The sequence below is a fragment of the Rubrivirga sp. genome (assembly GCF_965213695.1).
Classification (GTDB): Bacteria; Bacteroidota; Rhodothermia; order Rhodothermales; family Rubricoccaceae; genus Rubrivirga.
Genome location: NZ_OZ243912.1, coordinates 3,099,124 through 3,123,942, shown reverse-complemented (window position 1 = coordinate 3,123,942; position 24,819 = coordinate 3,099,124). Strand labels below are relative to the sequence as shown.

The 24,819-nt window shown below is 74.1% G+C and carries 17 protein-coding genes; 9 read left to right on the top strand and 8 right to left on the bottom strand.

Annotated elements, in window-relative coordinates:
• Positions 1 to 12 precede the first annotated feature (12 nt).
• A complete protein-coding gene (locus tag ACOOHE_RS13835) occupies positions 13 to 1,695 on the top strand; it encodes a T9SS type A sorting domain-containing protein (RefSeq protein ID WP_420454674.1) in 1,683 nt (560 codons plus the stop codon).
• A 4-nt stretch (positions 1,696 to 1,699) separates the two neighbouring features.
• Here ACOOHE_RS13835 and ACOOHE_RS13830 read toward each other — a convergent pair whose 3' ends face one another.
• From ACOOHE_RS13830 to ACOOHE_RS13805, 6 genes are all read right to left on the bottom strand, one after another.
• Positions 1,700 to 2,200 carry a hypothetical protein gene (locus ACOOHE_RS13830; RefSeq protein ID WP_420454673.1) on the bottom strand — a complete coding sequence of 167 codons (501 nt, stop codon included), beginning with the start codon at positions 2,198 to 2,200 and terminating at the stop codon, positions 1,700 to 1,702.
• A gap of 26 nt (positions 2,201 to 2,226) precedes the next feature.
• Entirely contained in the window at positions 2,227 to 5,232 is a 3,006-nt protein-coding gene (gene uvrA, locus ACOOHE_RS13825) for an excinuclease ABC subunit UvrA (RefSeq protein ID WP_420454672.1), read from the bottom strand.
• 132 nt (positions 5,233 to 5,364) lie between these two features.
• On the bottom strand, positions 5,365 to 6,060 hold the full coding sequence (locus ACOOHE_RS13820) for a VWA domain-containing protein (protein ID WP_420454671.1): 696 nt from the start codon (positions 6,058 to 6,060) through the stop codon (positions 5,365 to 5,367).
• 68 nt (positions 6,061 to 6,128) lie between these two features.
• A complete protein-coding gene (locus ACOOHE_RS13815) occupies positions 6,129 to 8,474 on the bottom strand; it encodes a TonB-dependent receptor domain-containing protein (protein WP_420454670.1) in 2,346 nt (781 codons plus the stop codon).
• Positions 8,471 to 8,935: a hypothetical protein gene (locus ACOOHE_RS13810; RefSeq protein WP_420454669.1), complete on the bottom strand. Its 465-nt coding sequence runs from the start codon at positions 8,933 to 8,935 to the stop codon at positions 8,471 to 8,473. Before ACOOHE_RS13810 ends, ACOOHE_RS13815 begins: the two co-directional genes overlap by 4 nt.
• A gap of 52 nt (positions 8,936 to 8,987) precedes the next feature.
• Positions 8,988 to 10,136, bottom strand: coding sequence for an MBL fold metallo-hydrolase (locus ACOOHE_RS13805; protein ID WP_420454668.1), 1,149 nt, complete (start codon positions 10,134 to 10,136; stop codon positions 8,988 to 8,990).
• Positions 10,137 to 10,485: 349 nt separating this feature from the next.
• Between ACOOHE_RS13805 and ACOOHE_RS13800 the strand changes: the two genes are divergently transcribed.
• Positions 10,486 to 11,373: a hypothetical protein gene (locus ACOOHE_RS13800; RefSeq protein ID WP_420454667.1), complete on the top strand. Its 888-nt coding sequence runs from the start codon at positions 10,486 to 10,488 to the stop codon at positions 11,371 to 11,373.
• A 237-nt stretch (positions 11,374 to 11,610) separates the two neighbouring features.
• Here the strand turns inward: ACOOHE_RS13800 and ACOOHE_RS13795 are convergent, their stop codons facing one another.
• Complete coding sequence (locus ACOOHE_RS13795; RefSeq protein ID WP_420454666.1) at positions 11,611 to 12,198, bottom strand: DUF1684 domain-containing protein; 588 nt, start codon at positions 12,196 to 12,198, stop codon at positions 11,611 to 11,613.
• A gap of 65 nt (positions 12,199 to 12,263) precedes the next feature.
• Between ACOOHE_RS13795 and ACOOHE_RS13790 the strand changes: the two genes are divergently transcribed.
• The 7 genes from ACOOHE_RS13790 (at position 12,264) to ACOOHE_RS13760 (ending at position 21,857) form a co-directional block, all read left to right on the top strand.
• Positions 12,264 to 13,697, top strand: coding sequence for a PQQ-dependent sugar dehydrogenase (locus ACOOHE_RS13790; protein WP_420454665.1), 1,434 nt, complete (start codon positions 12,264 to 12,266; stop codon positions 13,695 to 13,697).
• 56 nt (positions 13,698 to 13,753) lie between these two features.
• Positions 13,754 to 14,632 carry a choice-of-anchor V domain-containing protein gene (locus tag ACOOHE_RS13785; RefSeq protein ID WP_420454664.1) on the top strand — a complete coding sequence of 293 codons (879 nt, stop codon included), beginning with the start codon at positions 13,754 to 13,756 and terminating at the stop codon, positions 14,630 to 14,632.
• Positions 14,633 to 14,833: 201 nt separating this feature from the next.
• Positions 14,834 to 17,032: a PAS domain S-box protein gene (locus tag ACOOHE_RS13780; RefSeq protein WP_420454663.1), complete on the top strand. Its 2,199-nt coding sequence runs from the start codon at positions 14,834 to 14,836 to the stop codon at positions 17,030 to 17,032.
• 27 nt (positions 17,033 to 17,059) lie between these two features.
• Positions 17,060 to 17,485: a hypothetical protein gene (locus tag ACOOHE_RS13775; protein WP_420454662.1), complete on the top strand. Its 426-nt coding sequence runs from the start codon at positions 17,060 to 17,062 to the stop codon at positions 17,483 to 17,485.
• Between the two features lie 441 nt (positions 17,486 to 17,926).
• Positions 17,927 to 18,577: a hypothetical protein gene (locus ACOOHE_RS13770; protein ID WP_420454661.1), complete on the top strand. Its 651-nt coding sequence runs from the start codon at positions 17,927 to 17,929 to the stop codon at positions 18,575 to 18,577.
• A gap of 91 nt (positions 18,578 to 18,668) precedes the next feature.
• On the top strand, positions 18,669 to 19,439 hold the full coding sequence (locus ACOOHE_RS13765) for a hypothetical protein (RefSeq protein WP_420454660.1): 771 nt from the start codon (positions 18,669 to 18,671) through the stop codon (positions 19,437 to 19,439).
• 54 nt (positions 19,440 to 19,493) lie between these two features.
• Positions 19,494 to 21,857, top strand: a complete 2,364-nt coding sequence (locus tag ACOOHE_RS13760; RefSeq protein ID WP_420454659.1) for a prolyl oligopeptidase family serine peptidase — start codon at positions 19,494 to 19,496, stop codon at positions 21,855 to 21,857.
• Between the two features lie 169 nt (positions 21,858 to 22,026).
• On the opposite strand, the gene ACOOHE_RS13755 is transcribed toward ACOOHE_RS13760, so the two are convergent.
• Entirely contained in the window at positions 22,027 to 24,810 is a 2,784-nt protein-coding gene (locus ACOOHE_RS13755; RefSeq protein WP_420454658.1) for a TonB-dependent receptor, read from the bottom strand.
• Positions 24,811 to 24,819: the final 9 nt, after the last annotated feature.

The following is a 24,819-nucleotide window of genomic DNA, read 5'->3' as shown; positions in this document are numbered from 1 at the left end:
GCCTCTGCCTCAATGCCCGCTCCCCTCCGCACTTCCCTCCTGCTCTTGACGGTCGTGCTCGGGGCGGCCCTCTCCGCCCAGGCCCAGCCCACGCGCGGCTGCGAGACGCCGTCGCTGGAGGGCGCGCGCCCGGACGAGACACCGCTCGGCCGGCACCTGGAGGCCGTCCGCCGGCTCCCCGGCCGGGCCGACCCCGAGGCCGCGCCGTGCGCCCCCCGGCGCTCCTCGGACGCTCTCGCGCACGCCGCCGCGGAGGACCTCGTGGCCGGCCTCGTGGACAGCTCCACCGAGCTCCAGCAAGTCTGGCGCAACGGGGCGTGGGAGAGGGAGAGCCGGTTCCTCCGGACGTTCGACGCCCAAGGCCAGGTCGTCGAGCGCGTCCGCCAGGTCCCCGACGGCGACGGCTGGCGGAACGCCGAGCGGACCGAGTCGGCCGTCGACGGGGCGAACGAGGTCCTGACGCAGTCGGTCTGGCAGGACGGGGCCTGGGTCCCGACCCGGCGCTTCACCTTCTTCTACCGCGAGGACGGGATCTCGTTCGGGGACCGGACCGAGATCTGGGACGCGGAGGCCGGCGTCTGGCGCGTCGAGAGCGAGCTGACGGTGACCTACGACGCCCAAGACCGCCTCGTCGAAGTGCGGTCGGACGAGCTCGACACGGAGACTCTGGAGACGCTCCCCGTCCAGCGCTCCCTCGCGAGCTACTCCGAGGACGGCCTGGTGGCCACCACCGTCGTCCAGCGCTGGCTCAGCGGGGCCTGGGCCCCCATCTCCCGCACGACCACGACCGCGAACGCCGACGGGACCCCGGCGTCGATCCTGTCCGAGCTGCGCGAGGGCGGCGCCTGGACGCCCGACACGCGGACGCTCTACACGACCACCGACGGCGTCGACCAGGTGCTCTCCCAGGAGTGGGACCCGGCCGCCGCCGACTGGGTCGACACGTTCCGGACGCTCCTCACGACCGACGGGGCCGAGACGGTCGAGGTGACGGAGGCGAACAGCGAGGACGGGTGGGTCCCCGTGACCCGGATCTCGTCCGTCCTGGACGCCGCGTCGCGCTTGGTCGAGTACGTCGTGAGCTACTGGGACGGCTCGGCCTGGGTGTTCGAGCGGCGCCTGCGGCGCGGCTACTCCGGCGACGAGTTGACGACGGAGACGATGGAGGACTGGGACGCCGGGGCCCAGGCGTGGCGGCTCTCGGCCCGCTCGGACGACACGTTCACGCCCGACGGCGACCCGCTCCGGAAACAGTACGTCGCGTACCTGAGCGACGGCGTCCACGTCGGAAGTGGCGACGACACGGTCTGGGAGTACGACGCCTCGGGCCGCGTGACGTCTCGGACGCGGACGGTCTGGGACCCCGCCGCACAGACGTGGGTCAACGACCGCCGCTCGCTCTTCGGCTACGACGGCGAGCCCGTCGCCCGGGACGACGCGCCCGTCGTGGCCCTCGCCCTCTCGGTCCGCCCGAACCCGGTCGTCGCGGGCGGGTCGGTCTGGGTGTCCGGCGTGGCGCCGTCGGCCCGCGTCGACGTGATCGACGTGCTCGGCCGCCGCGTGGCCCAACTCCACGACGGGCCCCTCGCGGGCGGCGTCGCCCTGGCGCTGCCGGCACTCGCGCCGGGGACGTACATCGCCCGCATTACCTCGGGCTCGGAGATCGCCAGCCGGACGATCACTGTCGTGCGCTGACGCTCTACACGCGGGTCGCGACGAAGGGAACAGAATCGACGCCACCGAAGCCGTGCGAGCCCGCGTCGTACTGCGAGAAGGTGAGGCTCCCGGTGAGGGCGGTGGCCGAGAGGTCAAACTCTGCTCGCCTGACGGCGAAGAGACCGTTGATCGTCAGGTGATCTCCGACACGGGAAACTCCTACGGTGGCTATTCCGGCAGCCCTGTTCCCCCCTTCGCAGTCGGGCAGTCCGGCTTGCCGGGTAACCACGGTGTAGAAGATCTCGCTGTTGGACACGGCCTGCCCCTGTTTGTCGATAACCAGGGAGAGGCGGACGGTGCCGGATGTGAGTCGGCGGGCGTCCGAGAACTCGACTCCACAGGCTTCTCCGACGAAAGGGACGTCGAAGTCGAGGGTCCGAGAACCCACCCACCGGCCCTCCGCGACGAAGGGATCGGGACCGGACCCATCGCACCCTGCAAGGCACAGGGCGAGGGCGAGCGGTATGAGGAACGAGCGGGCCATTTGATAGGAGACCCCAGGAGGGGGAGTTAGGCCTCGGCCTCCTCCGGTTCGTCCTCCTCGACCTCGTCCGCCTCGTCGTCGTCGCCGCCGCCGTTGAGCGCGTCGAGGTCGATCTCGCGGACGCCCAGGCCGAGGTCGCCCGACTGGCGGGCCCGCTCGAGCTCCTCGGCCATGAACGGGGCCGTCGGCGTGTCGGCTTGGGCCAGCCCCTCGGGCGTGCCGGCGTACAGGATGTGGCCGCCGCCCGCGCCGCCGTCCGGGCCCAGGTCGACGACCCAGTCGCCCTGCTTGGCGACGTCCATGTTGTGCTCGATGACGAGCACCGTGTTGCCCTTGTCGACGAGCGCCTGGAGCACGAGGAGCAGGTGGCGGACGTCCTCGAAGTGGAGCCCGGTCGTCGGCTCGTCCAGGATGTAGAGCGTCCGGCCGGTCCCGGGGCGCGAGAGCTCCTTCGACAGCTTGATCCGCTGGGCCTCGCCGCCCGAGACCGTCGTCGCCTGCTGGCCGAGCCGGATGTAGCCCAGCCCGACCGCGTCGAGCGTCCGGAGCTTGCGGGCGATCCGGGGGACGGCCTCGAAAAAGCCGAGCGCCTCCGACACCGGCATCTCCAACACCTCCGCGATGCTCTTCCCCTTGTACTTGACCGCCAGCGTCTCGGCGTTGTAGCGCCGCCCCTTGCACGTCTCGCACTCGACGTAGACGTCCGGCAGGAAGTTCATTTCGAGCTTCATGATGCCGGCGCCCTTGCACGTCTCGCACCGCCCGCCCTTGACGTTGAACGAGAACCGGCCCGGCTTGTAGCCCCGGATCTCGGACTCCGGCAACCGCGCGAACAGGTCGCGGATGAGGCCGAACAGCCCCGTGTAGGTGGCCGGGTTCGACCGCGGCGTCCGGCCAATCGGCGACTGGTCGATGGCGATGACCTTGTCGACGTGCTCGAGCCCCTCGACGTCGGCGTAGGGCAAGGGGACCGTCTGGGCGTTGTGGAAGTGGGCCGCCAGGATCGGCGCCAGCGTCTGGTTGACGAGCGACGACTTGCCCGACCCGGACACGCCGGTCACGACGGTCAGCGTGCCGAGCGGGACCTCGAAGTCGACGTCGCGCAGGTTGTGGCCGCGCGCGCCGAGCAGCGTGATCGACTCGCCACTCCCGGGCCGACGCTCGTCGGACGCCGGCGTCGGGACGGCGCGCAAGCCCGCGAGGTAGGCCGTCGTCAACGACTCGGGCGGGGCGCCGTCGCCCTCGAAGGTCGCGATCTGGTCGGGCGGGCCGGCCGCCAGCAGGAGCCCGCCAAACTCGCCGGCGCCGGGCCCGAGGTCGACCACGAAGTCGGCCGCCTCGATCATCTCCCGGTCGTGCTCGACCACGAGCACCGAGTTGCCCAGGTCGCGGAGCGCGGTGAGGCTGGCGATGAGCTTGGCGTTGTCGCGCGGGTGGAGCCCGATGCTCGGCTCGTCGAGCACGTAGAGCACGCCCGTGAGTTGGGTCCCGATCTGGGTCGCCAGCCGGATCCGTTGGGACTCGCCGCCCGACAGCGTCCGCGCGGGCCGGTCGAGCGTGAGGTAGTCCAGGCCGACGTTGAGCAAGAAGTCCAGCCGCTCGCGGATCTCCTTGACGATGGGGCTCCCGATGACGCCCTGCCGGCCCTCCAGGTCCAGGCTCTCGAACCACGCCCTCAGCTCGCGGAGGTCCATCTGGACCAGGTCCGCGATGGACTGGTCGCCGTCGTACGTGTTCGTGTTGCCGATCCGGTAGCTCAGCGACTCCGGCTTGAGCCGACCGCCGCCACACGCGCCGCACGCGCGGAGCCGCATGAACGCCTCGCCCCACAGCCGCTGGGCCTTCGACGAGGCGTTGTCGAGCGTGTGCTGGACGTGGCCGTAGACGCCGCCGTAGCGGTGCTGGTAGGTCACCTTCCGCCCCTTGTACGTGTAGACGATGTCGAACTGCTCGTCGCCGGCCCCGTTGAGGATGACGTCGCGGTGGGCGTCGCTCAGCGCCTCGAACGGCGTGTCGTAGTCGAACCCGTAGACCTCGGCGACGGCCGCGAGCTGGCTGAAGACCCAGACCTCGCGCGGCGTCCCCAGCGGCGCGAGGGCTCCCTGGGCGATTGTCTTGCGCGGGTTCGGGACGACCAGGTCCGGGTCGATCTCCTTCCGCACGCCGAGCCCGTTGCACGCCGGGCACGCGCCGTACGGGCTGTTGAACGAGAACGTGTTGGGCGAGGGGTCGTCGTAGCTCAGCCCGTCTTCGAGCGCCGTCAGGTGGCGCGAGAACAGCCGGTCGCCGGTCGGCACTTCGGACTCGTCGCCGCTCTTGTCGATCTGGACGATGAGCGTCCCGCCGCCCATCCCGAGCGCGATCTCGGCCGCCTGCGCCACGCGGGGCCGGACGCCCTCCTTGACCACCAGCCGGTCGACGACGACCTCGACGTCGTGGACCTTGTACCGGTCGAGCTGCATCCCTTTCGTGATCTCGGTCACCTCGCCGTCGGCGCGGACGCGCTCGAAGCCCTGCTTGGCGATCTGCTCGAACAGGTCCCGGTAGTGGCCCTTCCGCCCCTTCACGACCGGCGCCAGGATCTGGACCCGCGTGCCCTCGGGCATGGCCGCGATGGCGTCGATGATCTCGTCGTCGGACTGCCGCTTCATCGGGGCGCCCGACTGGTACGAGTAGGCGTCGGCGGCGCGGGCGTAGAGCAGCCGCATAAAGTCGTAGATCTCGGTCACCGTGCCGACCGTCGAGCGGGGGTTGCGCGACACCGTCTTCTGCTCGATGGCGATGACCGGAGACAGCCCGTCGATAAAGTCGACGTCGGGGCGCTCCATGACGCCCAGAAACTGGCGGGCGTAGCTCGACAGCGACTCCATGTAGCGGCGCTGGCCCTCGGCGTAGATGGTGTCGAACGCCAGGCTCGACTTGCCGGAGCCCGACAGGCCCGTCACCACGACGAGCTCGTTGCGGGGGATGTCGAGGTCGATGCCCTGGAGGTTGTGCTCGCGGGCACCGCGGATCAGGATGCGGTCGTCCATTCGGGGAGGCGGGGGGCCGACGGTCGTGAACCGGGGCGGGGTGCCCCCGTTCCGCTCGGCGCGTGCGCCGAGGTACCGCCGCCCGGTGCCCCCGTCGTGTCACCGGCCTCCCGCCGACGGGCCCGCCCGGCCTTACCGCCGGTCGATGTACTGGCCGCCGTTGGACGCCGCCAGCTCCGCCAGGAAGTCGCCGTCGTGGTCGGGCCCGAGGCCGACCGTGTGGAGCCGGATGCGGCCGCCGTTCCGGGCTTGGGCGGTCGCCAGGATCTCCGCGGTCGAGGCGTCGGTCGGCTGGCCGTCGGTCATGAGGAAGACCGTCGTCGCGCCGGGCACGGCGAGCGCTCGCTCGAGCGCCTCCTGGATCGGCGTCCCGCCGTTCGCGTCGAGCCCGTTGACGTGAACGGCCCCCAGGTTCTTGGTCGCCCCGGTCGCCTCGACGAGGTCGCTCCGCCAGAAGTCCACGTGGTCCCCGAAGGTCAGGATCGTGAACCGGGTCGTGGGGTCGAGCCCGCGCAGGACCGGGATCAGCTCGCGCTTGGCGCCGCCCAGCTTGGTCGCCTCGCCCCGGACCTGGCCGCCCAGCAGCCGGCCGACGCGCCCGCCGACGGTCCGCTGGACCGCGCTTCCGGCCTGGCGAGCCGCGACCCCGCGTGCCTGGTCCTCCAACGTCCCCTCCTGTTTCCCCTCCATGCTGCCCGACACGTCGACCACGAACACGACGCCCTCGCCGGGGAGGGTCGTGTCGAGGCCGTAGTAGTCGGCCGAGGACTGGACGGCGTAGCAACCGGGGAGGGCGACGAGGACGAGAGCGAAGAGGAGACTGCGCATGGCGGGAGAGGAGAGGGGGTGCGACCTCCACTACCAGAACGGCCCGCGCCGACTGTCATCCGGGCTGGTCACCACCGCGCGGTCACGCCCAGGCGGATCTCGCGCGGCGGCGTCAGCCACGCCACCAGGAGAGGCTCGCCGGGGCGCCCCCGCCGCGTCAGGCCACCCGTGTAGCCGCGAGCGTCGAGCGCGTTGCGGACGTCGACCCGGACCACCACGCCGCGTCGGACGGCGACCTCGGCGCCGACGTCGACGACGGCCTCGGCGGGGAGGACGAGCGTGCTGCCCAGGCTGCCCGTTCGCGCCCCCTGTGCCCAGACGCCGCCGCGGACGGCGAGCGCTCCGCGCCGGGCCTCGACCCACGCGCTGGCCGCGTGGCGCGGGGCGTACGCGAGGGGCGTCCCCGCCGGCACGTTGTCGTCCTCGATCACCTCGGCGTCCAACAGCGTGTAGGTCGCCAGCCCGACCAGCCCGGCGCCCTGGGCCCTCGCCTCGACCTCGACGCCGCGGCTCCGCTGGCGGCCCGTCTGGTCGGAGAACCCGCCGGGCCCGACCGTCAGCGCGTCGTCCTTGCGGATCCAGAACGCGGCGGCCGACGCCGCGAGCCAGCGCGCGTCGAGCTTGGCGCCGCCCTCGACCTGGACGCCCCGCGTGGGCCGGAACGGCTCGCCGTTGCGGTCGACCCGCTCGACGATGGGGTTGAACGAGGTGCCCGACGAGACGTAGAGCGCGAGCCCGGGCCGGGGCTCGACGACGAGCCCGGCCGACGGCGTCACGGCCGTCACCTGGGCCGACCGCTCGCCGATGCCGGCCGGCGCGTCGGGCGTGTCGGCGAGCGCCCGGATCGTGGCGCCGAACCGGACGTGCGACAGCCGCGCCGCGGCGACCGCGTGGACCGTCGCCCGCCCGAGCCGGACCGTCGCCCGGTCCTGGACGAACACGCCCGCGTCGAGCCCGCGGACGGTGGCGTCGAGGTAGTCGACCTCGTCGGCGTTCAGGCCGGTCGGGCGGGGGGCGTCGAGGGCCACCGGATCGACCAAGCCAAAGCGCAAGCCGCCCGCCGTGGCCGGGAGCGGGGCGGTCCCGTCGGCCTGGGCCCAGGCGCGGATGGCCTCGGCCCCGACCGTCACGGTGTGGGCGACCGGCCCGGTCTCCAGCCGGAGGTCGGCGAAGGTGGCGCCCTTGAGGTAGGTGAACCCCAACCCCTCGCGCCGGAGCGACCGGGCCACGGCCGGCGCGCCCACCGTGACCAGGCTGTCGAGGTCGAGCGCGTCGCGGCCTAGGTCGTAGCGGGCCAGCGAGACCGTCGAGCGGACATCGGCGCGAGGCGCGGCGGCCCAGGCGCTCGTCCCAAAAACGCCCACCGAGCGCCAGCGGTGGACGGCCGTCGGCTCGCCAAAGAAGCGGTCGCGGGGCGTGTCGTCGAGCGCGTCGGTGTCGGTGCCGAGCGCGGCGAGCCCGGGGTCGATCGTCGTCTCCGACGCGACGGCCTCGGCGTCGAAGTCGAGCACCCATCGGCCCGACGGCCGCCACCGCGCGGCCGGGGCCACGAACAGGGCCGAGCGAACGGCCTCGCCTCGTCCCCACGCCTCGCGCTCCGCCGACGCATTGAGCCGGGTCGCCGCGGCCCCGACCGGCCCGCCGACATCGACCGCGAGCCGCCCTCCGCCCAGCGTCCCGCCCGATGCCGCGACCTCGGCGTGCCGACGGAGCTGCGGCACCTCGGTGATGACGTTGACCACGCCGCCCGGCTCGAGCCGGCCGTAGAGGACGGACGCCGGCCCGCGCAAAACCTCGACGCGGGCCACGTTCGCCCGGAGCCCGTCGGCCAGGTACGGCACCTCGACCCCGTTCCGACGGACGCCGCCGCCGGTCTGGTCCGTCCGGAACCCGCGCAAGACCGGGAGCGCGCCGGGCTCGCCGACGCCGCGCATCGAGACGCCGGGCACGTTGCGCAGGGCGTCGGGGAGGTCGCGGGCGGCCTGGGCGTCGAGCACGCCGGCGGGCAGCACGGACACGGCTTGGGGCACGAGCAGGACCGGCGCGTCGGCGCGGGTGGCCGTCGCGCTCCGCCGGGCCTGGACGACGACCTCCGTCGCCGTGGTCGTGGCCGGGCGCAAGCGGAGTGCGAGCGTCGTCGGGCCGGCGACCACGAGCGCCGTGTCGAGCGGGGCGTAGCCGACGGCCGTCACGCGCAGGGCGACGCGGCCCGTCGGCACGCCGTCGAGGACGAACCGGCCGTCGGCGCCGGTCGCGCGGCCTCCGCGCCAGCCGCCGGCCGTCGCCAGGACGCTCGCACCGGCGACCGGCTCGGCCGTCTCGGCGTCGGCCACGGTGCCCTCTATGCGGGAGTCTTGCGCCTCAGCGGACGCCGCCAGCGCGAGCGCGACGGCCAGGGCCGCCCACCGGGTCACTGCCGCTCGATGCCGAGCGTGACGTCGCCGGTGAAGTCGATCTGGAGCTCGCCCAGGAGCTGCTCCACCACGACGGCCGGCGCCGTCAGCGTGATCTCGTCGCGCGAGGCGGCGTTGACCTGGAGCGTCGGGGCCAGGCCGTCGACCAGGAGCACCAAGAGCCGAGTGGTGGCCTGCGCCTGGTAGTCGCCCTCGATGGTCACGTCGGCCTGGCCTGCCTGGTTGACGAGCGGGACGAAGTCGGCGTCGAGGCGGAACGAGCGGTCGGCGTCGAACTGAATGGTGAGCGCGTCCAAGAGCGCGAGCGCCTCGGCGGAGCGGTCGCCCGAGCCGTCGGTGATGCGGACGAGCGACCAGGTGCCGACGTAGAAGTCGGCGTCGAGCGTGAGCTCGTCGTCGGCGCTGTCGCAGCCGCCGGCGACCAGGAGGGCCAGCACGAGAGGGAAGAGTCGGAGGCGCATCGGAGTGGGGGAGGGGCCCCGGAAGGTAGGTGCGGCCGGCCCCGGCCCGACCTCAGCCGAGCCCCGACGACACGACGGGGGCCTGGTCCGCCGTCTGCCACCGGACCTCGGGCCACCACCGCTCGGCGGTCGGCGGCGACGCCGGCTCGACGCTCTCGCCCGGACGGGGCACCGCCAGCGGCACGCCCGCCGCTTCCGCGGCCACGATCACGCGCTCGGCCGGCTCCGTCCACCCGTGGAACGACAGGTTGAACGTGCCCCAGTGGACCGGCACCAGCAGCCCGCCGCGCGCGTCGCGGACCGCTTGGACGGCCTGCTCGGGCCCCATGTGGACGTCGGCCCAGTCGGCGTTGTAGGCGCCGACCTCGGCGAGCGTCGCGTCGAACGGGCCGAGCCGGTCGCCGACCTCGGAAAAGTGGGGGCCGAAGCCGCCGTCGCCGGTCGCGTAGAGCCGGCGCTCGGCGCCCAGGATCGCCCAGCCGGACCACAGCGTCCGGTTGCGGTCGTCGAGGAACCGGCCCGAGAAGTGCCGGGCCGGGGTGCAGACGAGCCGGAGCCCGGCCACGTCCGTCTCGTCCCACCAGTCGTGCTCGGTGATCCGGTCGGCCGGGACGCCCCACCGCTCCAGGTGCGCACCGACGCCCAACGGGCACACCCAGCGCGGCACCGACGGCGCCAGCCGGCGGACGGCCGCCGCGTCGAGGTGGTCGTAGTGGTCGTGCGTCAGGACGACGGCGTCGAGCGCGGGGACCTCGGCGAGCGGCAGCGGCGGCTCGAAAAAGCGGGCGACGCCGAAGAGCGGGCCGGGCGAGGCGTTCCGGCTGAACACGGGGTCGATTAAGAGCCGTCGCCCCTCGATCTCGACGAGCGTCGTCCCGTGGCCGAGCCACGTCAGGCGGAGATCCTGCGGCGCGTCGAAGTCGGCCCGGGCGCGGGCGACGGTGGGGACAGGGGCACTCGGCTCGCGCTCGGCGGTGTCGCCGAACAACCACTCCCAGATCATCCCCGGCGACCCGCCGGACCGCATCGGGAGCGGGTTCCGAAACGCCGCCCCGTCCCACTGCGGGGACCGGCGCATCCGGTCCAGGCGGTCGCCGACGGGCGCGGCGCCGAACACGGGGAGGCGGGCGGCCAGCAGGGCACCGCCGGCGGCGGCCCCCGCGAGGGACGCGCCGGCGATCAGTTTCCGAGACAAGGACATGGACAAACAGACGGGGGCAGTCGGGACGGGAGGCCACGAAACGAGGGACGGGCGCGGCGCGGTCCGCCCAGGCCGCTACTTCATCCGGGGGCGAACGAGCCGGGACCCGGCCTGCTCGCTGCGGGCCGGCGACCGGCGCGGCGCGGTGAGGCCGGTGGAGGCGTGCGGTCGCGTGGGGGGCGCCGTCCATCTCGTTGGACGGTTTCGCCCGTTACCGGCCGATCTGGGCTGGAATGGGCCGTCGGCACGGCCGTTGCGTGGGGGGTGTGTGACTTCGCCCGCCGTCGTCGCGGCTCTCCTCCTGCGTCCCACCCAGCGCGACCGTGACCTCCTCATTCCCCCCACTGAGATGAACCGATCGATCCTCTCGACGGCTGCCCTCGCCGGTCTCCTCGCGCTGACCGGGTGCGCCGAGCTCGGCTACGCCAACGGCCGCCACGGCGACTACGGCGACTACCGCCGCGCTCCGAGCGGCGACTACGACGGGCGCTACGGCCGGACCTCCGCCTACCACCGGGCCGTCGAGCGCGACGCCCGCCGCTACGTCGACGACCTCGACCGCTACCTCCGGATCTCGAACCGGGAGGAGCGCGAGATCCGCGACCTCCTGGTCTACCGGACCTACGAGCTCCTCGACCGGACCTCGACCCGCCGCCACGGCGGCGTCTACCCGTTCCCCCGGACGAACGGCCGGGCCCGCGGGTGGTGGGCCCAGATCGACCGCGACATCGAGCGGATCTTGGACCGGCGCTACCACGAGCCGTACCGCTACTACAACCGCTACGGGGCCGCCCGCTACAACGACTACTACCGCCACCGGCGCTACGACGCCCGCCGCGGCTGGTACGACACCCGCCGGTCTGCGGACCGGGGCTACCGCGAGGGGTACCGGGACGGGCGCCGCGCGGAGGACCGCCGAGACCGCCGGGCCGAGGAGCGTCGGGCCGAGGAGCGCCGTGAGGCCGAGCGCCGCGAAGACCGCCGCCGCGCCGAGCGCCGGCAGGACCGTCGCCAAGACCGGCGTCGGGCCGAGCGCCGCGACGACCGTCGCCAAGACCGCCAGGAGGACCGACGCCGTGCCGAGCGACGGGAGGACCGCCGGGACGACCGCGACGACGGGCGCCGCCGGGCCACCCGCGACGACGACCGCGCGGACCGTCAAGCCGAGCGCCAGGCAGCCGAGCGCCGGGCGGCCGACCGTCGCCGCCAGGCTCGCCGCGGCAACAACGACGACTAGCCGACGCCGGCTCGTCCCCCCGCGCCCGCTCCGGCCCCCGTCGGAGCGGGCGTGTTTTGTGGTGGCGACCCGTCGTCCGTTCCCGAGAGGGAGCCTCGCGTCCAGGCCGAGAGCGGATCGGGGCCGTCGAAACCCACGTTGCGGGGTATCGGCCCTGATGTCACGAGACCGAGGACCGGGGACGGCCCGGTCCAGCGGTTTTCCGTCCTCCGTCCCCAACCGCGAGTCCCCGGGGGGCTACAGCCGCTCGCCCGCCGTCACCGCCAGCTCCAACGTGTTCTCGGCCGGCGGCAGCGGGCACGAGTACGACGGGTTGTAGACGCAGTACGGGTGGTAGGCCCGGTTGAGGTCGAGCGCGTAGCGGCCGGTCGGCTGGAGCTCCAGGTCGAGGTAGCGCCCGCCGCCGTAGGTCTCGCGGCCCGAGGTCGCGTCGCGGAAGGGGACGAACAGCCGGGGCTCGGGCCCGCCGACGGGCTCGAACGCCTCCAGCCGCCGCTGGACGCCGCCGGCCTCGAACGCGAGGTGGCCCGCCGTGACGTAGCGCTGGAGCTCGCCGGTCGTCGTCGGGAACGTGACGGTGTCCCGGCCGAGCGCCGGCACCAGCACGGCCGGGACGGCGAACGCCGGGTCGTAGTCGAAGTAGCGGACGCCGTCGAACGCCGCCAGCGAGTCGGGCAGGAGCGGCGTCTCGGGCGACCGGAACAGCGAGTCGCGGTCGGCGGCCCACGCCTGCCAGCCGGCCTCCAGCGCCGCCCGGTCCAGCGCCTCGGGCGGCTCCGACGTGCAGCCGGCCAGCGCCAGGACGAGGACGAGGAGACGGGGCACGGGGGATGGGGCGGACCGCGCGAAAACTACGGCCCTATGTTCTCGGCCTCCCCACCACCGCCGTCATGCCCCGACTCGTCCTGCTCGCGTGTCTTGTGGCCGTCCCCACGGTCGCCGCCCAGTCGCCCGTCGCCGAGATCGTGCTCGCGACGCCCGGCGTCACGTTCGGCCAGCCGCTCGGCGTCGAGGCCGCGCCGGGCCAGGCCGACGGCCGGCTCTACGTGCTCGAAAAGGCCGGCCGCGTGCGCACCCTCGTCCCGGGCGACGCCGCGCCGACCGTGTTCCTCGACCTCCGCGACCGCACGAGCGCGGCGGGCGAGGGCGGCCTGCTCGGGCTCGCGTTCCACCCGGACTACGCGGCCAACGGGCGCCTCTTCGTCTCGTACACCGCCCCCGTCGACCAGCCCGTCGACGGGGTCCGCGTGCTCGTCTCGCGCGTGTCCGAGTTCTCGCGCGACCCCGACGACCCGCTCCGCGCCGACCCCGACAGCGAGCGGGTCCTGCTCGAGGTCGACCAGCCGGCCACCAACCACAACGGCGGGACGGTCGACTTCGGGACGGACGGGTTCCTGTATTTCGGGCTGGGTGACGGCGGCGGTGCGAACGACGAGTTCAAGAACGGCCAGGACCCGACGACGCTGCTCGGCGCCCTCCTGCGCATCGACGTCGACGACGTGCCCGACGGCGCGGAGTACGGCATCCCCGACGACAACCCGTTCGCCCAGACCGACGGGCCCGAGCGCGACGAGATCTTCGCCTACGGCTTCCGCAACCCGTTCAAGTTCGACGTGAGCGAGGCCGGCGTCTGGGTCGGCGACGTGGGGCAGAATGCGTGGGAGGAGGTCGACCAAGTGGTGGCCGGCGGCAACTACGGGTGGAACGAGGTCGAGGGGCCCGAGTGCTTCCAGCCGGGCTGCGACCTCGACGCCTTCGAGGCGCCCGTCTTCTCGTACCCGCACCCGGTGGGGCAGTCGATCACCGGCGGCTTCGTCGCCGGCGGGGCCGACGTGGCGCTCAGCGGGGCCTACCTCTTCGGCGACTTCGTGTCGGGCCGGCTGTGGGCGCTCGATCCCGGCGCGGACGAGGCGACGCTGCTGGCGGAGACGTTCCCCCGGCCCAACGGCCCGGGCCCGATCCAGATCTCGTCCATCGACCTCGCCCCCGACGGCCTCGACATCCTGGTGACGGACTTCGGCGGGTCGATCTACCGCGTCGTCCGCTCGGCGACGGCGGTGGAGGGCGGGCCGGAGGCGAGGGGCTTGGCGCTGGCCGGTCCGAACCCGTTCCGCGAGCGGACGGCGCTCCGGCTCGCCGCGCCCGGCCCGGTCCGCGTCGTGCTGACGGACGTGCGGGGGCGCGAGGTCGCCGTGCTGTGGGACGGCCCGGCGCCCGCCCGGCCCGTTTCGGTCGACGGCACCGGTCTCGCGCCCGGCGTCTACGCCGTCGTGGCGACCGACGCGCGCGGGTCCGAGACGCTCCGGCTGGTAAAGGCGCGGTGAGGGGTGCGCAAGTCGCACGCTGTCCCGCCGATACCCGCCCTTTCTCCGCCGCCTCCATGACCCCGTCCGCCCCCTCCCGACTCGCCGTGGCGCTGGCCGCCGTCGCCGTGGTCGCCGCCGTCGCGCTCGCCCCGGCGCCCGCCGTCGGGAGCTCGGGCGGGGCCAACCCCGGCTTCGCCGGCCACATCACGCGGTCCGACGGGTCGCCCCAGACGTGCAACGTGTGCCACAGCTCGTTCGGGCTGAACGAGGGTGGCGGCGACGTCGCGGTCGAGGTGGCCGGTACGGCGGCGCCGGGCGAGGCCGTGCCCGTCACCGTCACGCTCGACAACCAGACGCCGGAGGCGACCCCGGGCTCGCGTCGCCAGGGCTTCTCGGCGACGGTCCGCGACCCAGAGACGGGCGAGGCCTGGGGCGAGCTCGTCCTGACGGACGCCGCGGCCACGCGCTACGCCGGGGGCGACCCGTCGCACGTCACGCACACGGCCGGCGGGACCGCCCAGAGCACGTGGACCTTCGACTGGGTGCCCGGCACCGACCGGACCGGCGCGGCCCGCGTCTACGTGGCCGGCAACGCGGCCAACGGCAACGGGGGCAGCTCGGGCGACTACATCTACACCGCCACGGCCGACATCGTCGTCGGCGACGTGGCCTCGGCGTCGGCGCCCGCGGCGGCGTTCGAGGTGGGCGTGCCGATGCCGAACCCCGCCCGCGATCGAACGCGGCTCGCGCTGCGCCTCGACCGGCCCGGCCCGGTCGCGGTCTCCGTCGTGGACGGGCGGGGCCGCCGGGTCCGCACGGTCGAGCGCCGGGACCGGCCGGCGGGGGCGTCGGTCGTGGAGGTGGCCACCGGCGGGCTCGCGGCGGGGGCGTACGTCGTCGTGGTCGACGCGCCGGGCGGCCGGCAGGCGCGGCCGCTCGTAGTCGTGCGCTAGGCCGGCCGCCGGTGGAGACGAGAGGTTCCCTCCCCGTCGTCTGTTGAGGCCGGGTGGGGGGCGGCCGATACCCCGCGCGACCGCCCGCCTCCGCATCCCCTGGCCCCTCCCGACCCCCGCGGACCGCGTCCGTCCGGGGCGACGCCCGAGCCGACCTCGCCCGCCGAGGCCGGCCTCCGGCTGATCGCCGACCGGCTCGACGTGCCCGCCGCGCTCCTCTTCGCGACCGCCGCCGGGTCCCTCCGCGTCGTCGCCGCCGCCGGCTCGTGGGGCGGCAACGACGCGGCGATCCGCGCGCTCGCCGAGCGGCTCGGAGACGCCGGCCTCGACGCGCTCGACGGGGCCGTCGACGGCGCCCGGTTCGCCGCCAGCGCCCGCCTGGGCGACGGCGAGGGCGCGCTCCTGGTGTTCGCCCCCGACGACCGGGCCCTCGACGAGGCCTGGGCCGAGGCGTTCGCGACGTCGGCCGCGCTCGCGCTCGGGCTGGTCCGGGCGGCGCCGGGCCGGCTCGACCCGGGCCGCCTGCTCCACGAGGTCGCCGTCCACCCCGGCACGTTCGAGGAGCGGCTCGACCTGGCCCTCCAGCGGGCGACGGAGGCGCTGGGATTGGACGGCGCGGTCTTGGCCCACGTCGACGGCGGCATGTGGACGCCCCACACCGTGTACGACCCGTCGCAGCGGCTCATCCCGGTCCGCCCGGTCCCGCTCGACCAGACGTTCTGCGCGGTGACGTCGCGGACCGACGGCCCGTTCGCCGTCGAGGACGCGGCCCAGGCGGCGCTGGACGTCGACGGGCCGGCGGTTTACCTCGGCGCCCCCGTGTTCGTCCACGGCCGGTGCGTCGGAACGTTCTGCGTCGTCGGCGGGGCGCCCCGCTCGCGGCCGTTCTCCCCGGACGACCGGGCGCTCGTCGAGTCGCTGGCGCGGTGGGCCGGCTCGGCGCTCGAGGGCGCGACCACGGCCCGGCTCCTGGCCGACCGCGAGGCCGACCTGGCCGCGTTCTTCGACGGGGCCCCGCTAGGGATGGGCGTGATTCGTCTGGTCGACGGGGCCGTCGAGTTCGTCCGCGTCAACGCGACCGCCGCGGCGGCGCTCGGCACGACGCCGGCGGCGCTGGCCGGCCGCTCGGCCGCCGACGTCGGGCTGGGCGGCGACCTCGAACGCCAGTGGGTCGCGGCGTGCCGCCGGGCGCTGACCGAGGGCCACGCCCAGCGGTTCGAGATGGTGGGGGAGGGAGACGATGGGGCCCGGACGCTGTCGACGACGGTGGCCCAGATCGACGCCGACGAGCACGCCCGGTTCGCGTTCGTCGTGGAGGACGTCACGGGCCGGCACCGGGCGGCCGAGCGGGCTCGCGAGCGCGAGGCCCAGATCGAGGCCCTGATGGCCCACGCCCCGGTCGCCCTGTTCGCCGCCGACGACCAGGGCCGGTTGGTGATGAGCCGGGGCCGCGCGCTCGACCTGCTCGGGCTGTCCATCGAGACCTCCGAGGGCCGGCCGCTCACCGAGCTGTTCGACGGGGCCGAGGCCGCCGCCGGCATCGAGGCGGCGCTCGTCGGCCGCGACGCCGACTGGACCGTCGAGGCCGGCGACCGGACGTTCGAGGTCCGCGTGCTGGGCCACAGGGACGGACGGCCGTCCGGCCTGATCGGCGTCGCCCTCGACGTCACCGAGCACCTCGACGGCGCTCGGGCGGCCACGGCCGCTGCCCACGCGCGGCAGGCCCTGCTCACGCACCTCGACCGCGAGATCCGCTCGCCGCTCACGTCGATCCTGGGCTACGCCGACCTCCTGAACGACCAGCCGACGCCCGAGGAGCTCGCCGAGCTCCGGGGCGTCATCGGGCGGGCCGGAGACCGGCTCCGGGCGGCCCTCGACGAGCTGACGCTGCTGGGCGGGGAGGCCGTCGCCTCGCCCCCCGTCCCGACCGACGTGGCCGCCGTGCTGGCCGCCGTCGCCGACGCGAGCCGGCCGGCGGCCCACGCCCGCCGGGTCGCGCTCAACGTGTGGTGCACGCTGCCCGAGGCCCCGCTCTTGCTCGACGCGGCCCTGTTCGAGCGGTTGGCGCGGACCCTCGTCAGCGGCGCCGTCGCGAGCGCCCAAGGCCCGCGCGTCGACGTCCGCCTCCAGCCCGCGGACCGGGCGACGTTCGAGATGACGGTGACGGGCGGCGCGCCGGCCTCGGCGTTCGGCTTGCGCGAGGGCTACGTGCCCCGCCTGGCCGAGGCGCTCGGCGGGCGCGCTTGGCTCCTCGACGGCGAGCACGCGGGCTGGCGGCTCCGGTTGCCCCGCCGGTCGGCGCCGGTCGTGGAGTTCCCGGCCCTCAACTCCGACGCCTCGCCCGCCGACGGGGCCTCGGGTGAAGCGCCGACGGTGGCCGTCCCGGCGACCTCGGCCTAGGTTGGTCGGGCCCCGACCCGACCCGCCGTGTCCGACCCCGTCCCCCCGTTCGTCCCCGAGTACGCCCGGCCCGACGCCCCCGGCGTCCACCTCCGGCCCGACAACTCCGTCTCTGTCTACCACATCATCGGCGCCGAGGACACGTTCGAGCAGGCGGCCCAGGCCGTGTTCTCGCTCCTGGCCGAGGCCCAGCGCCGGTTCCCCGACTGGCCCCGCGTCCTGACGCTCGACGTGGTCGGCCACGCGGGTGAGGCGGCCGGGTTCGACCCCGACTTCTACGAGTTCCAGCAGGACTTCCTGTTCTCGACGCTGGCCCCGTTCGTGACCGCGCTCGAGACGCCGCTAACGGGCCCGCTCCTCAACCCCGAGCCTCAGCGGAACGACGTCCCGGACCGGCTCAAGATCGGCGGCGACACGCGGCCCCACGCCGGGCAGGTCATCGGTGACCACTAGTGTCGTGACCCTTCGGTCGTGGGCCGGACCCCCCGTCCGTCCGCCCCTCGCGGAGCCGAAGGGCTCAGCGGGCGGACGGACAGTCCCCCTTCGAGGGCAGGGCTGCTACGTTCTCAGGCGCGAGTCAGACTCCTAAACGAAACGGCCGTCATCCCCGCGCACGCGGGGATCCATAGGGGGCCGCTCGCTGAGGCGCCGCTGCGTATGGGTTCCCGCGTTCGCGGGAATGACAACTGTGATTCGATTGCTATCGACAGAACGTAGCAGCCCTGCCCTTCGAGGGGGACAGCTCCCCGACCTGGGAGCCCTTCGACTACGCTCAGGACAGGCTCCGCGACCGGAGGGGGAGCGGGGGGCCGGCCCACGAGCAAGCTGGCATCACTCTAGCCGGGGAGCCGGGCGACCCCGCCGGACGTAGGCCCGGCCCCATCGGACCGGACCGTGCGCCTCGCTCTCCTTGCCGTCGTTTTGCTGGTGGCCCCCGCTCACGCCCAGTTTGTCGTCACGGGCGACGTCTCGGCCGGGCCGAGCCTGACGACCCTCGGTGCCAGCGGGACCGTCGAGGCCGCCGGCGTCCCCATCCCGCTCGGCCGCGTCGACGTGCCGGCGTCGGTCGGGATCGACGCCCGGGCCCGGGTCGAGGTCCATGGGTCGACGTGGGGCGGGCGCGTCGGCGTCGGGTACCTCAGCGCGAGCGACGTGTTCGACGGAGCCTCGCTGTTCCGCCAGCGGGGCGTCGACCTGGCGTTCGCGGTCGCCTCGGCCGAGGTCACGGCGCGGAGGGCCTACCGGTCGGGCGCGGTCGTCGCCGGCGTCGGGCCCGAGCTGCGGGTGGTGCTCGACGAGGGGACAGAGGCCGAGGGGCTGCTCGCCGTGCTCGGCGACGTCCGCCAGAGCCACGTCGCCGTCGGTGGATCGGTCGGTGGTCGGTGGGTGGTCGGCGGTCTCGTGCTTGGCCCGGAGGTCCGCGGCGGTTTGTCACTGACGCCGTTCTCGGACGACCGGGTCGAGGCGTTCGGAGGCGTAGTCCGCTTGGCCGGCGACTTCCGGTTCGACCACGTCTCGGTCGGGCTGACGCTGGCCGTCGAGTAGTCCGGGCGGGGCACGCGGAATGGGAGCGGGGCGGCCGTTGACTCCGGCCGGGCCGCGTCGTACATCCGGCCGTCCACTCGTCCCCGCCCCGATGTCCCGTTCCCGTGTTTGGATCCTCGCGCTCGGGCTCGCGGTCGTCGCCCTCGCCGGCTGCGATGGCAGCGACCCGCAGGCGCCCCCGGCGTTCGTGTCGTTCGACGCGCCCTCGACCTACGTCCGGACGTTCGGGCTGGAGGGCGACTCGTACGTCGACGTGGACACGTTCGACGTCGCGAGGGTGGCGGGCGAGCAGGCCGTCGGAGGGCAGCGGGGGCTGATCGAGGTGACGGCCCGCTCGCGCCGGTTCGGCGAGACGGAGCGGGCGTGGTACCGCGCCAGCGACGACGCGCTGTTCGAGGTGGCCTACGCCTGCCCGCTCCTCGCCACCGTCCCGCCCGCCCGGCGGGGGCGCGTGGTGCCCGGGACGCTGCTCCAGCCCCTCGCCCTCGCGTTCGACGACGCCCGCGTCGCGTGCACCGGCGAGCCGATCCTGTGGGACGCCCGCCGGGTGGTGTACCGCTTCCCGCTCGATGTCGATCACGCCTGGCAGTGGTCGCCCGCGCCGTTCCGCCTGGAGCGCCGGGTGACGGGCCGAGAGACCGTGACCGTCGCCGCCGGGACCTACCGGACCTGGGTGATCGAGACCGTGGCGTACCACGACCGCGCCGAGCCGCTCCCCATCGAGTGGACCGACTACGTCGACGCCGAGGTCGGGCTCGTCCTCCGGGTGATGGTGGTCGAGAACGAGGCGCTCAGCGAGACGGGGCAGCCGCTCGGCGTCACGTTCCGAGCGGTGGACCGGATCGAGCGGGTCGGGCCGTAGCCGAAGGAACCGGCGGCGGCCCGGTATCTTCGGGGCTCCACCGCCCCGTCGCCCGTGCGCATCCCCGTCCTCGCCCTGCTGGTGGCCGCCGCCAGCGCCGCCGGCGCCCAAGACCGTCCGGCGCTCACCATCGAGCAGATCACCCAGCGGCCCGAGACCTGGATCGGGGCGTGGCCCTCGGAGCCGTTCTGGACCGACGCCGGCGACGCGGTCTACTTCGAGTGGAACCCGCGCGGCGCGTTCCCCGCCGACTCGCTGTTCCGCGTCGCGCCGACCGGCGGCGAGCCCGAGCAGGTCCCGGCCGACGTCCGCCGGACGCTGCCGCCCCGGTTCCAGGGCTACGCCGCCGACGGATCGTACAGCCCCGACCGGGCGCGCCGCGCGTTCGCCCGCGATGGCGACGTGTTCGTGTACCACCTCGGCACCGGGCGGACCGAGCGCGTCACCCGGACGCCCGCGCGCGAGTCGAACCCACGCTTCCTGGCCGACGGGTCGCTCGTCTACCGGACCGGCGATGCGCTCGTCCGAATCGAGGACGGCCAGATCACGCAGCTCACCGACTTGCGCGAGGGGAACGAGCCGCCCGAGCCGCCGGTCTCCGACCGGGACGCCTACCTCCGCGACCAGCAGCGGCGCCTGTTCGACGTGCTGAGGGAGCGGGCCCGCCTCGACTCCCTCGCCGAGGCCGCCGAGCGCGACGAGCCGGGCGCCCCGCCCGTGTTCTACCTCGGCGACCAGCGCGTCGGCACGCTGGCCGTCGACGCCGGCGGCCGGTTCGTGGCCTTCACCCTGGCCGACGACGTCGCGCCCGACCCGACGCTCATGGTCGATTACGTGACCGAGACGGGCGAGGCCGCCGAGATCCGCGCGCGCCCCAAGGTCGGCACGGCCCGCGTCGGGGCCGACCTCTACGTCCAGGACGCCGAGCGCGACACGACCGTCCGGATCGACCTGACGACGCTGCCCGGCGCCTTCGACCCGTCCGACTATTCCGACGCGCCGGCCGACTCGGCCCGGCTGTTCGTCCCTTGGCTGATGTGGAGCCCGACGCCCGGCGTGGCCGTCGTCGACGTGCGGACGGTCGACAACAAGGACCGCTGGATCGCCCGCCTCGATGCCGCGACGGGCACGCTGACGGCGCTCGACCGCCAGCGCGACCAAGCGTGGATCGCCGGGCCCGGCATCAACTGGGGCGGCGGCCCGAGCCCCGTCGGCTTCCTCCCCGATGGCCGGGTCTGGTTCCACTCCGAGCGGACCGGCTGGAGCCACCTCTATGCCGCCGACCTCGACACCGGCGCCATCCAAGCGCTCACCGAGGGCCCGTTCGAGATCGAGGAGGCCACGCTCACCGCCGACGGGCGGACGTGGATCCTGGAGACGTCCGAGGGCGACCTCGGCCAGCGCCACGTGTGGACGATGCCGAACGCGCCCGGCGGCTGGGACCGGCGCGAGCGCGTCAGCGAGGGCGTCGGCAAATGGGACGCGGCCGTCTCGCCGGACGGCCGGCGGCTGGCGCTGCTCCATTCGACCTCGACCCGTCCGCCCGAGGTGTTCGTCCAGCGGCTCGGCGACGCGCCGGTCCAGGTGACGGACTCGGTCACCGAGGCCTTCGCGGCGTACCCGTGGCGCCCGGCCGAGATCGTCGAGGTCCCGGCGTCCGACGGCGTGGGCGTGCCCGCGCGGATCTACCGTCCCGAGACGCCCAACGGCGCGGCCGTCCTGTTCGTCCACGGCGCGGGCTACCTCCAGAACGCCCACCGCTGGTGGAGCGGCTACCACCGCGAGTACCAGTTCCACAACCTGCTCGCCGACGCCGGCTACCTCGTCCTCGACCTCGACTACCGCGCCTCGGCCGGCTACGGCCGCGACTGGCGGACGGCCGTCTACCGCCACATGGGCGGGCGCGACCTCCAGGACTACGTCGACGCGAGCCGATACGTTGGGGACGAGTTCGGGATCGACCCGGAGCGGGTCGCGATCTACGGCGGCTCGTACGGCGGGTTCATCACGCTGATGGCCCTGTTCACCGAGCCCGAGCACTTCGGCGGCGGCGCGGCCTTGCGCAGCGTGACCGACTGGGCCCACTACAACGACACGTACACCCGCAACATCCTGAACACGCCGGTCCAGGACCCAGAGGCGTACCTCCGCTCGTCGCCCATCGAGTTCGCCGCCGGGCTCGAGGATCCGCTCCTGATGACGCACGGGCTCGTCGACGACAACGTCCAGCCCCAGGACATCTTCCGGCTGAGCCAGCGGCTCATCGAGCTCGGCAAGCGTGACTGGGAGCTGGCGATCGCGCCGGTCGAGCCCCACGGCTACACCGAGCCGACCTCGTGGGCCGACAAGCTCCACCGGATCCGCGACTTGATCGACCACAGCGTCGGGCCCCGCCGCGCGGGCGGCTCCGAGGGCTGACCTCGCCGTTGGACCCCCCGTCCGTGCGCCCATCGCTCCGCTTAAGGGCGCTCGGACTGTCCCCCTTGAAGGGGGACAGCGTTCCGAGCCGGGAGCGGAGCGACCTGCCGGGACGCAGGGGGTCCCCGCGGGGCAGGCTGCTCCGGTCTCCCTCGGAGCGGGCCTCCGGCTACAGCGCCAGGCGGAGCCGCGAGTACACGTAGCGGCCGAAGAAGCCGAACGGCGAGAACCCGTTGTACTCGAAGATCCCGTTGAAGCTGTTCGTCTTGAACTGCCGCTCGGGGTACACGTCGAACACGTTGGTCGCCCCGAGCGCCCCGCGGACGCCCCGGCGCAGCGTCAGGCCCACCTCGAGGTCCGTGATCCAGCGCGGCTCGAACGTCTGGTCCCGCGTCGGGTCGGCGTTGAGCGACGTGACCTCGCCGTAGCGGTTGGTCCGGACGAAGGCGCCGAACGGGCCCTGGTCGTAGTCGAGCTGGAGGAGCAGCTTGCTGTCGGGCTGGGCCACCTCGAAGTCGCCCACGCGGACGCGGCCCACCAGGTCGGGCTGGTTGAGGTCCTGGAGCTGCTGCGGCGCCGGGACCACGCCGTCGGCGTTGAGGTTCGTCACGCGCGTGTCGTTCACGTTGAGCCCGAGCGCGAGCCGGACCGTGCCCGGCCCCAGCGGCTGGCCGTACCGGCCGATCACGTCGAGCCCGACCGTCTCCGTGTCGAGCGCGTTCGTGAAGAACCGGCCGCCCGAGGCGTTGATGCCGCGGCCCTGGAGGAAGGCCCGGACGGCGGGGTCGGTAAAGTTCTCCGTGAACGTGATCCGGTCGTCGATCCGGATAAAGTAGGCGTCGGCCGTGAGCGAGAGCCGCGCGTTCGAGACCGTCACGCCGCCCGAGGCGTTGAGCGACGTCTCGGCGTCGAGGTCGGTCGCCCCGAGCGCCTGCGCGACCGGGCTGTCGACCGGGAACGTCCCGACCTCGAAGGGCACGCCGTCGATGAAGTTGGTCGCGATCGAGGTGAAGTAGGCCTGGGCCAGCGACGGCGCCCGGAACCCGGTCGAGACCGCCCCGCGGACGGCCAGCGCCCGCGTCAGCTCCACCCGCGTGGCCACCTTGGCCGTCAGCGTCGTCCCGAAGTCGGAGTACGACTCGGCCCGGGCCGCCGTGCTGACGAGCCAGCCCGGGAGCACGTCGGCCTCCAAGTTGAGGTAGGCCGCGACGCTCTGGCGGCTCTCGTCCTGGGCGCTGGCGGGCTGGAAGCCCGAGAAGCACTGGGACCCCGGCGACGTCGCCCCGCCCGCGCTCGGGCCGTCGGCCACGCGCCGGCCGCCGTCGAGGTACGAGTTGGCCTCGCCCGGCTGGACCTGGTAGTTCTCGTACCGGTACTCGAGCCCGACGCCGAGCCCGAGCGGCGAGGCCGCCCCGATCTGGAGCGCTCGGAACAGGTCGAGGTTCGTCGTCGCCTGGGTAAACGCCAGCGTGCCGGCGTCGAACTCGGTCTGCCCGTCGTTCATCGAGGCGTTGTGCGTGTCGACGATGTTGAACGTGAAGTCGTTCGTCCCGACCGTCTCGCTCAGGTCGAACGCCCAGCCCCGGACGCCGCCGCGGAGGCCGGTCGCCAGGGCGAGGTCGCCGACGACCGCGTTGATCTTGGGCAGGAACCCGTCGGGGTACAGCGCCCGGTTCGTCCGGTTGTCGAGCGAGCGGCGGTAGAAGCACCCGGACTCGCCGTCGCGCGCCGTGGCCCCGCCGAAGGCGTAGACCTCGAGCCCGCCGCGGTCGGCGTCGGTGAGCGGGATGGCTGTGTTGGCGAACAAGCTGAGCTCGGTGAACTCGCCGTTCCCGTAGCGGTGGTTGAGCCGGTCGAAGGTGGCCTCGGTAAAGTCCGGGTCGAACTGCGGGTCGGCGTCGAAGCCGGTGTAGTACTGCGAGCGGGGGTCGAGCCCGGCCCGGTTGGCGTCGTCGCGGTAGCGGACCTGGCCGGTCACGTAGACCGTCCCCCGCCCGACGAGGGCGCCGTAGCCCGCGTGGGCGTTGAGCGTCTGGCCGTCGGTGTAGGTCACGTCTTGGGGCGCTCCGGCGAGCTCGTAGCCGCTCTCGCCCGGGTCGTCGAAGCTGTAGTCGGCCGCGCCCTCGCCGGGGAGCAGGCCCTCGTCCGGGAGGTAGCCCCGGCGCGTCGTGCTGAGGTACTGGCCGTAGGTCACGCCCACGTCGAGTCCCGGGTCGTCCTTGAGCACGATGTTGATGACGCCCGCGATGGCGTCCGAGCCGTACTGGGCCGCGGCCCCGTCGCGCAACACCTCGACGCGGCCGATGGCGCCGGGCGGGATCGCGTTGAGGTCGATCCCCGTCGAGCCGCGCCCGACCGACCCGTTCACGTGGACGAGCGCGCTCGTGTGCCGCCGCTTCCCGTTGACGAGCACGAGCACTTGGTCCGGCCCCAACCCCCGCAGCGTCGCCGGGCGGACGTGGTCGGACCCGTCGGTGATCGACGCTTGCGGCGCGTTGAACGACGGGACGACGGCCTGCAAGATCTGCTGGGTCTCGCTAAACCCCGTCGCCTCGATCTCGGCCGGCGAGATCACGTCGATCGGCACGGCCGACTCGACGACCGACCGGGCCTCGCCCCGGCCCCCGAGCACGACCAGCTCGTCGGTCCCCACGAAGTCGTCGGCGAGGGTGAAGTCCTGGACCGTCGTCTGGCCCGCGGCGACGCGGACGGAGACGCGCTGGGGCGCGTAGCCGAGGAAGCTGGCGCGGAGCTCGTAGCCCCCCGCTGGCGCGGCGAACCGGTACCGGCCGTCGGCGTCGGTCGCCGACCCGACGGTGAGCCCGATCAGGGACACGTTCGCGCCCGCGAGCGGGGTGCCGACGGCGTCCACGACGCGGCCCGACACCTCGCCGGTCTGGGCGGCGGCGCCTGCGACGAGGAACAGGGAGAGGAACAGCGGTCCAAGGCGCATGACGGTGGG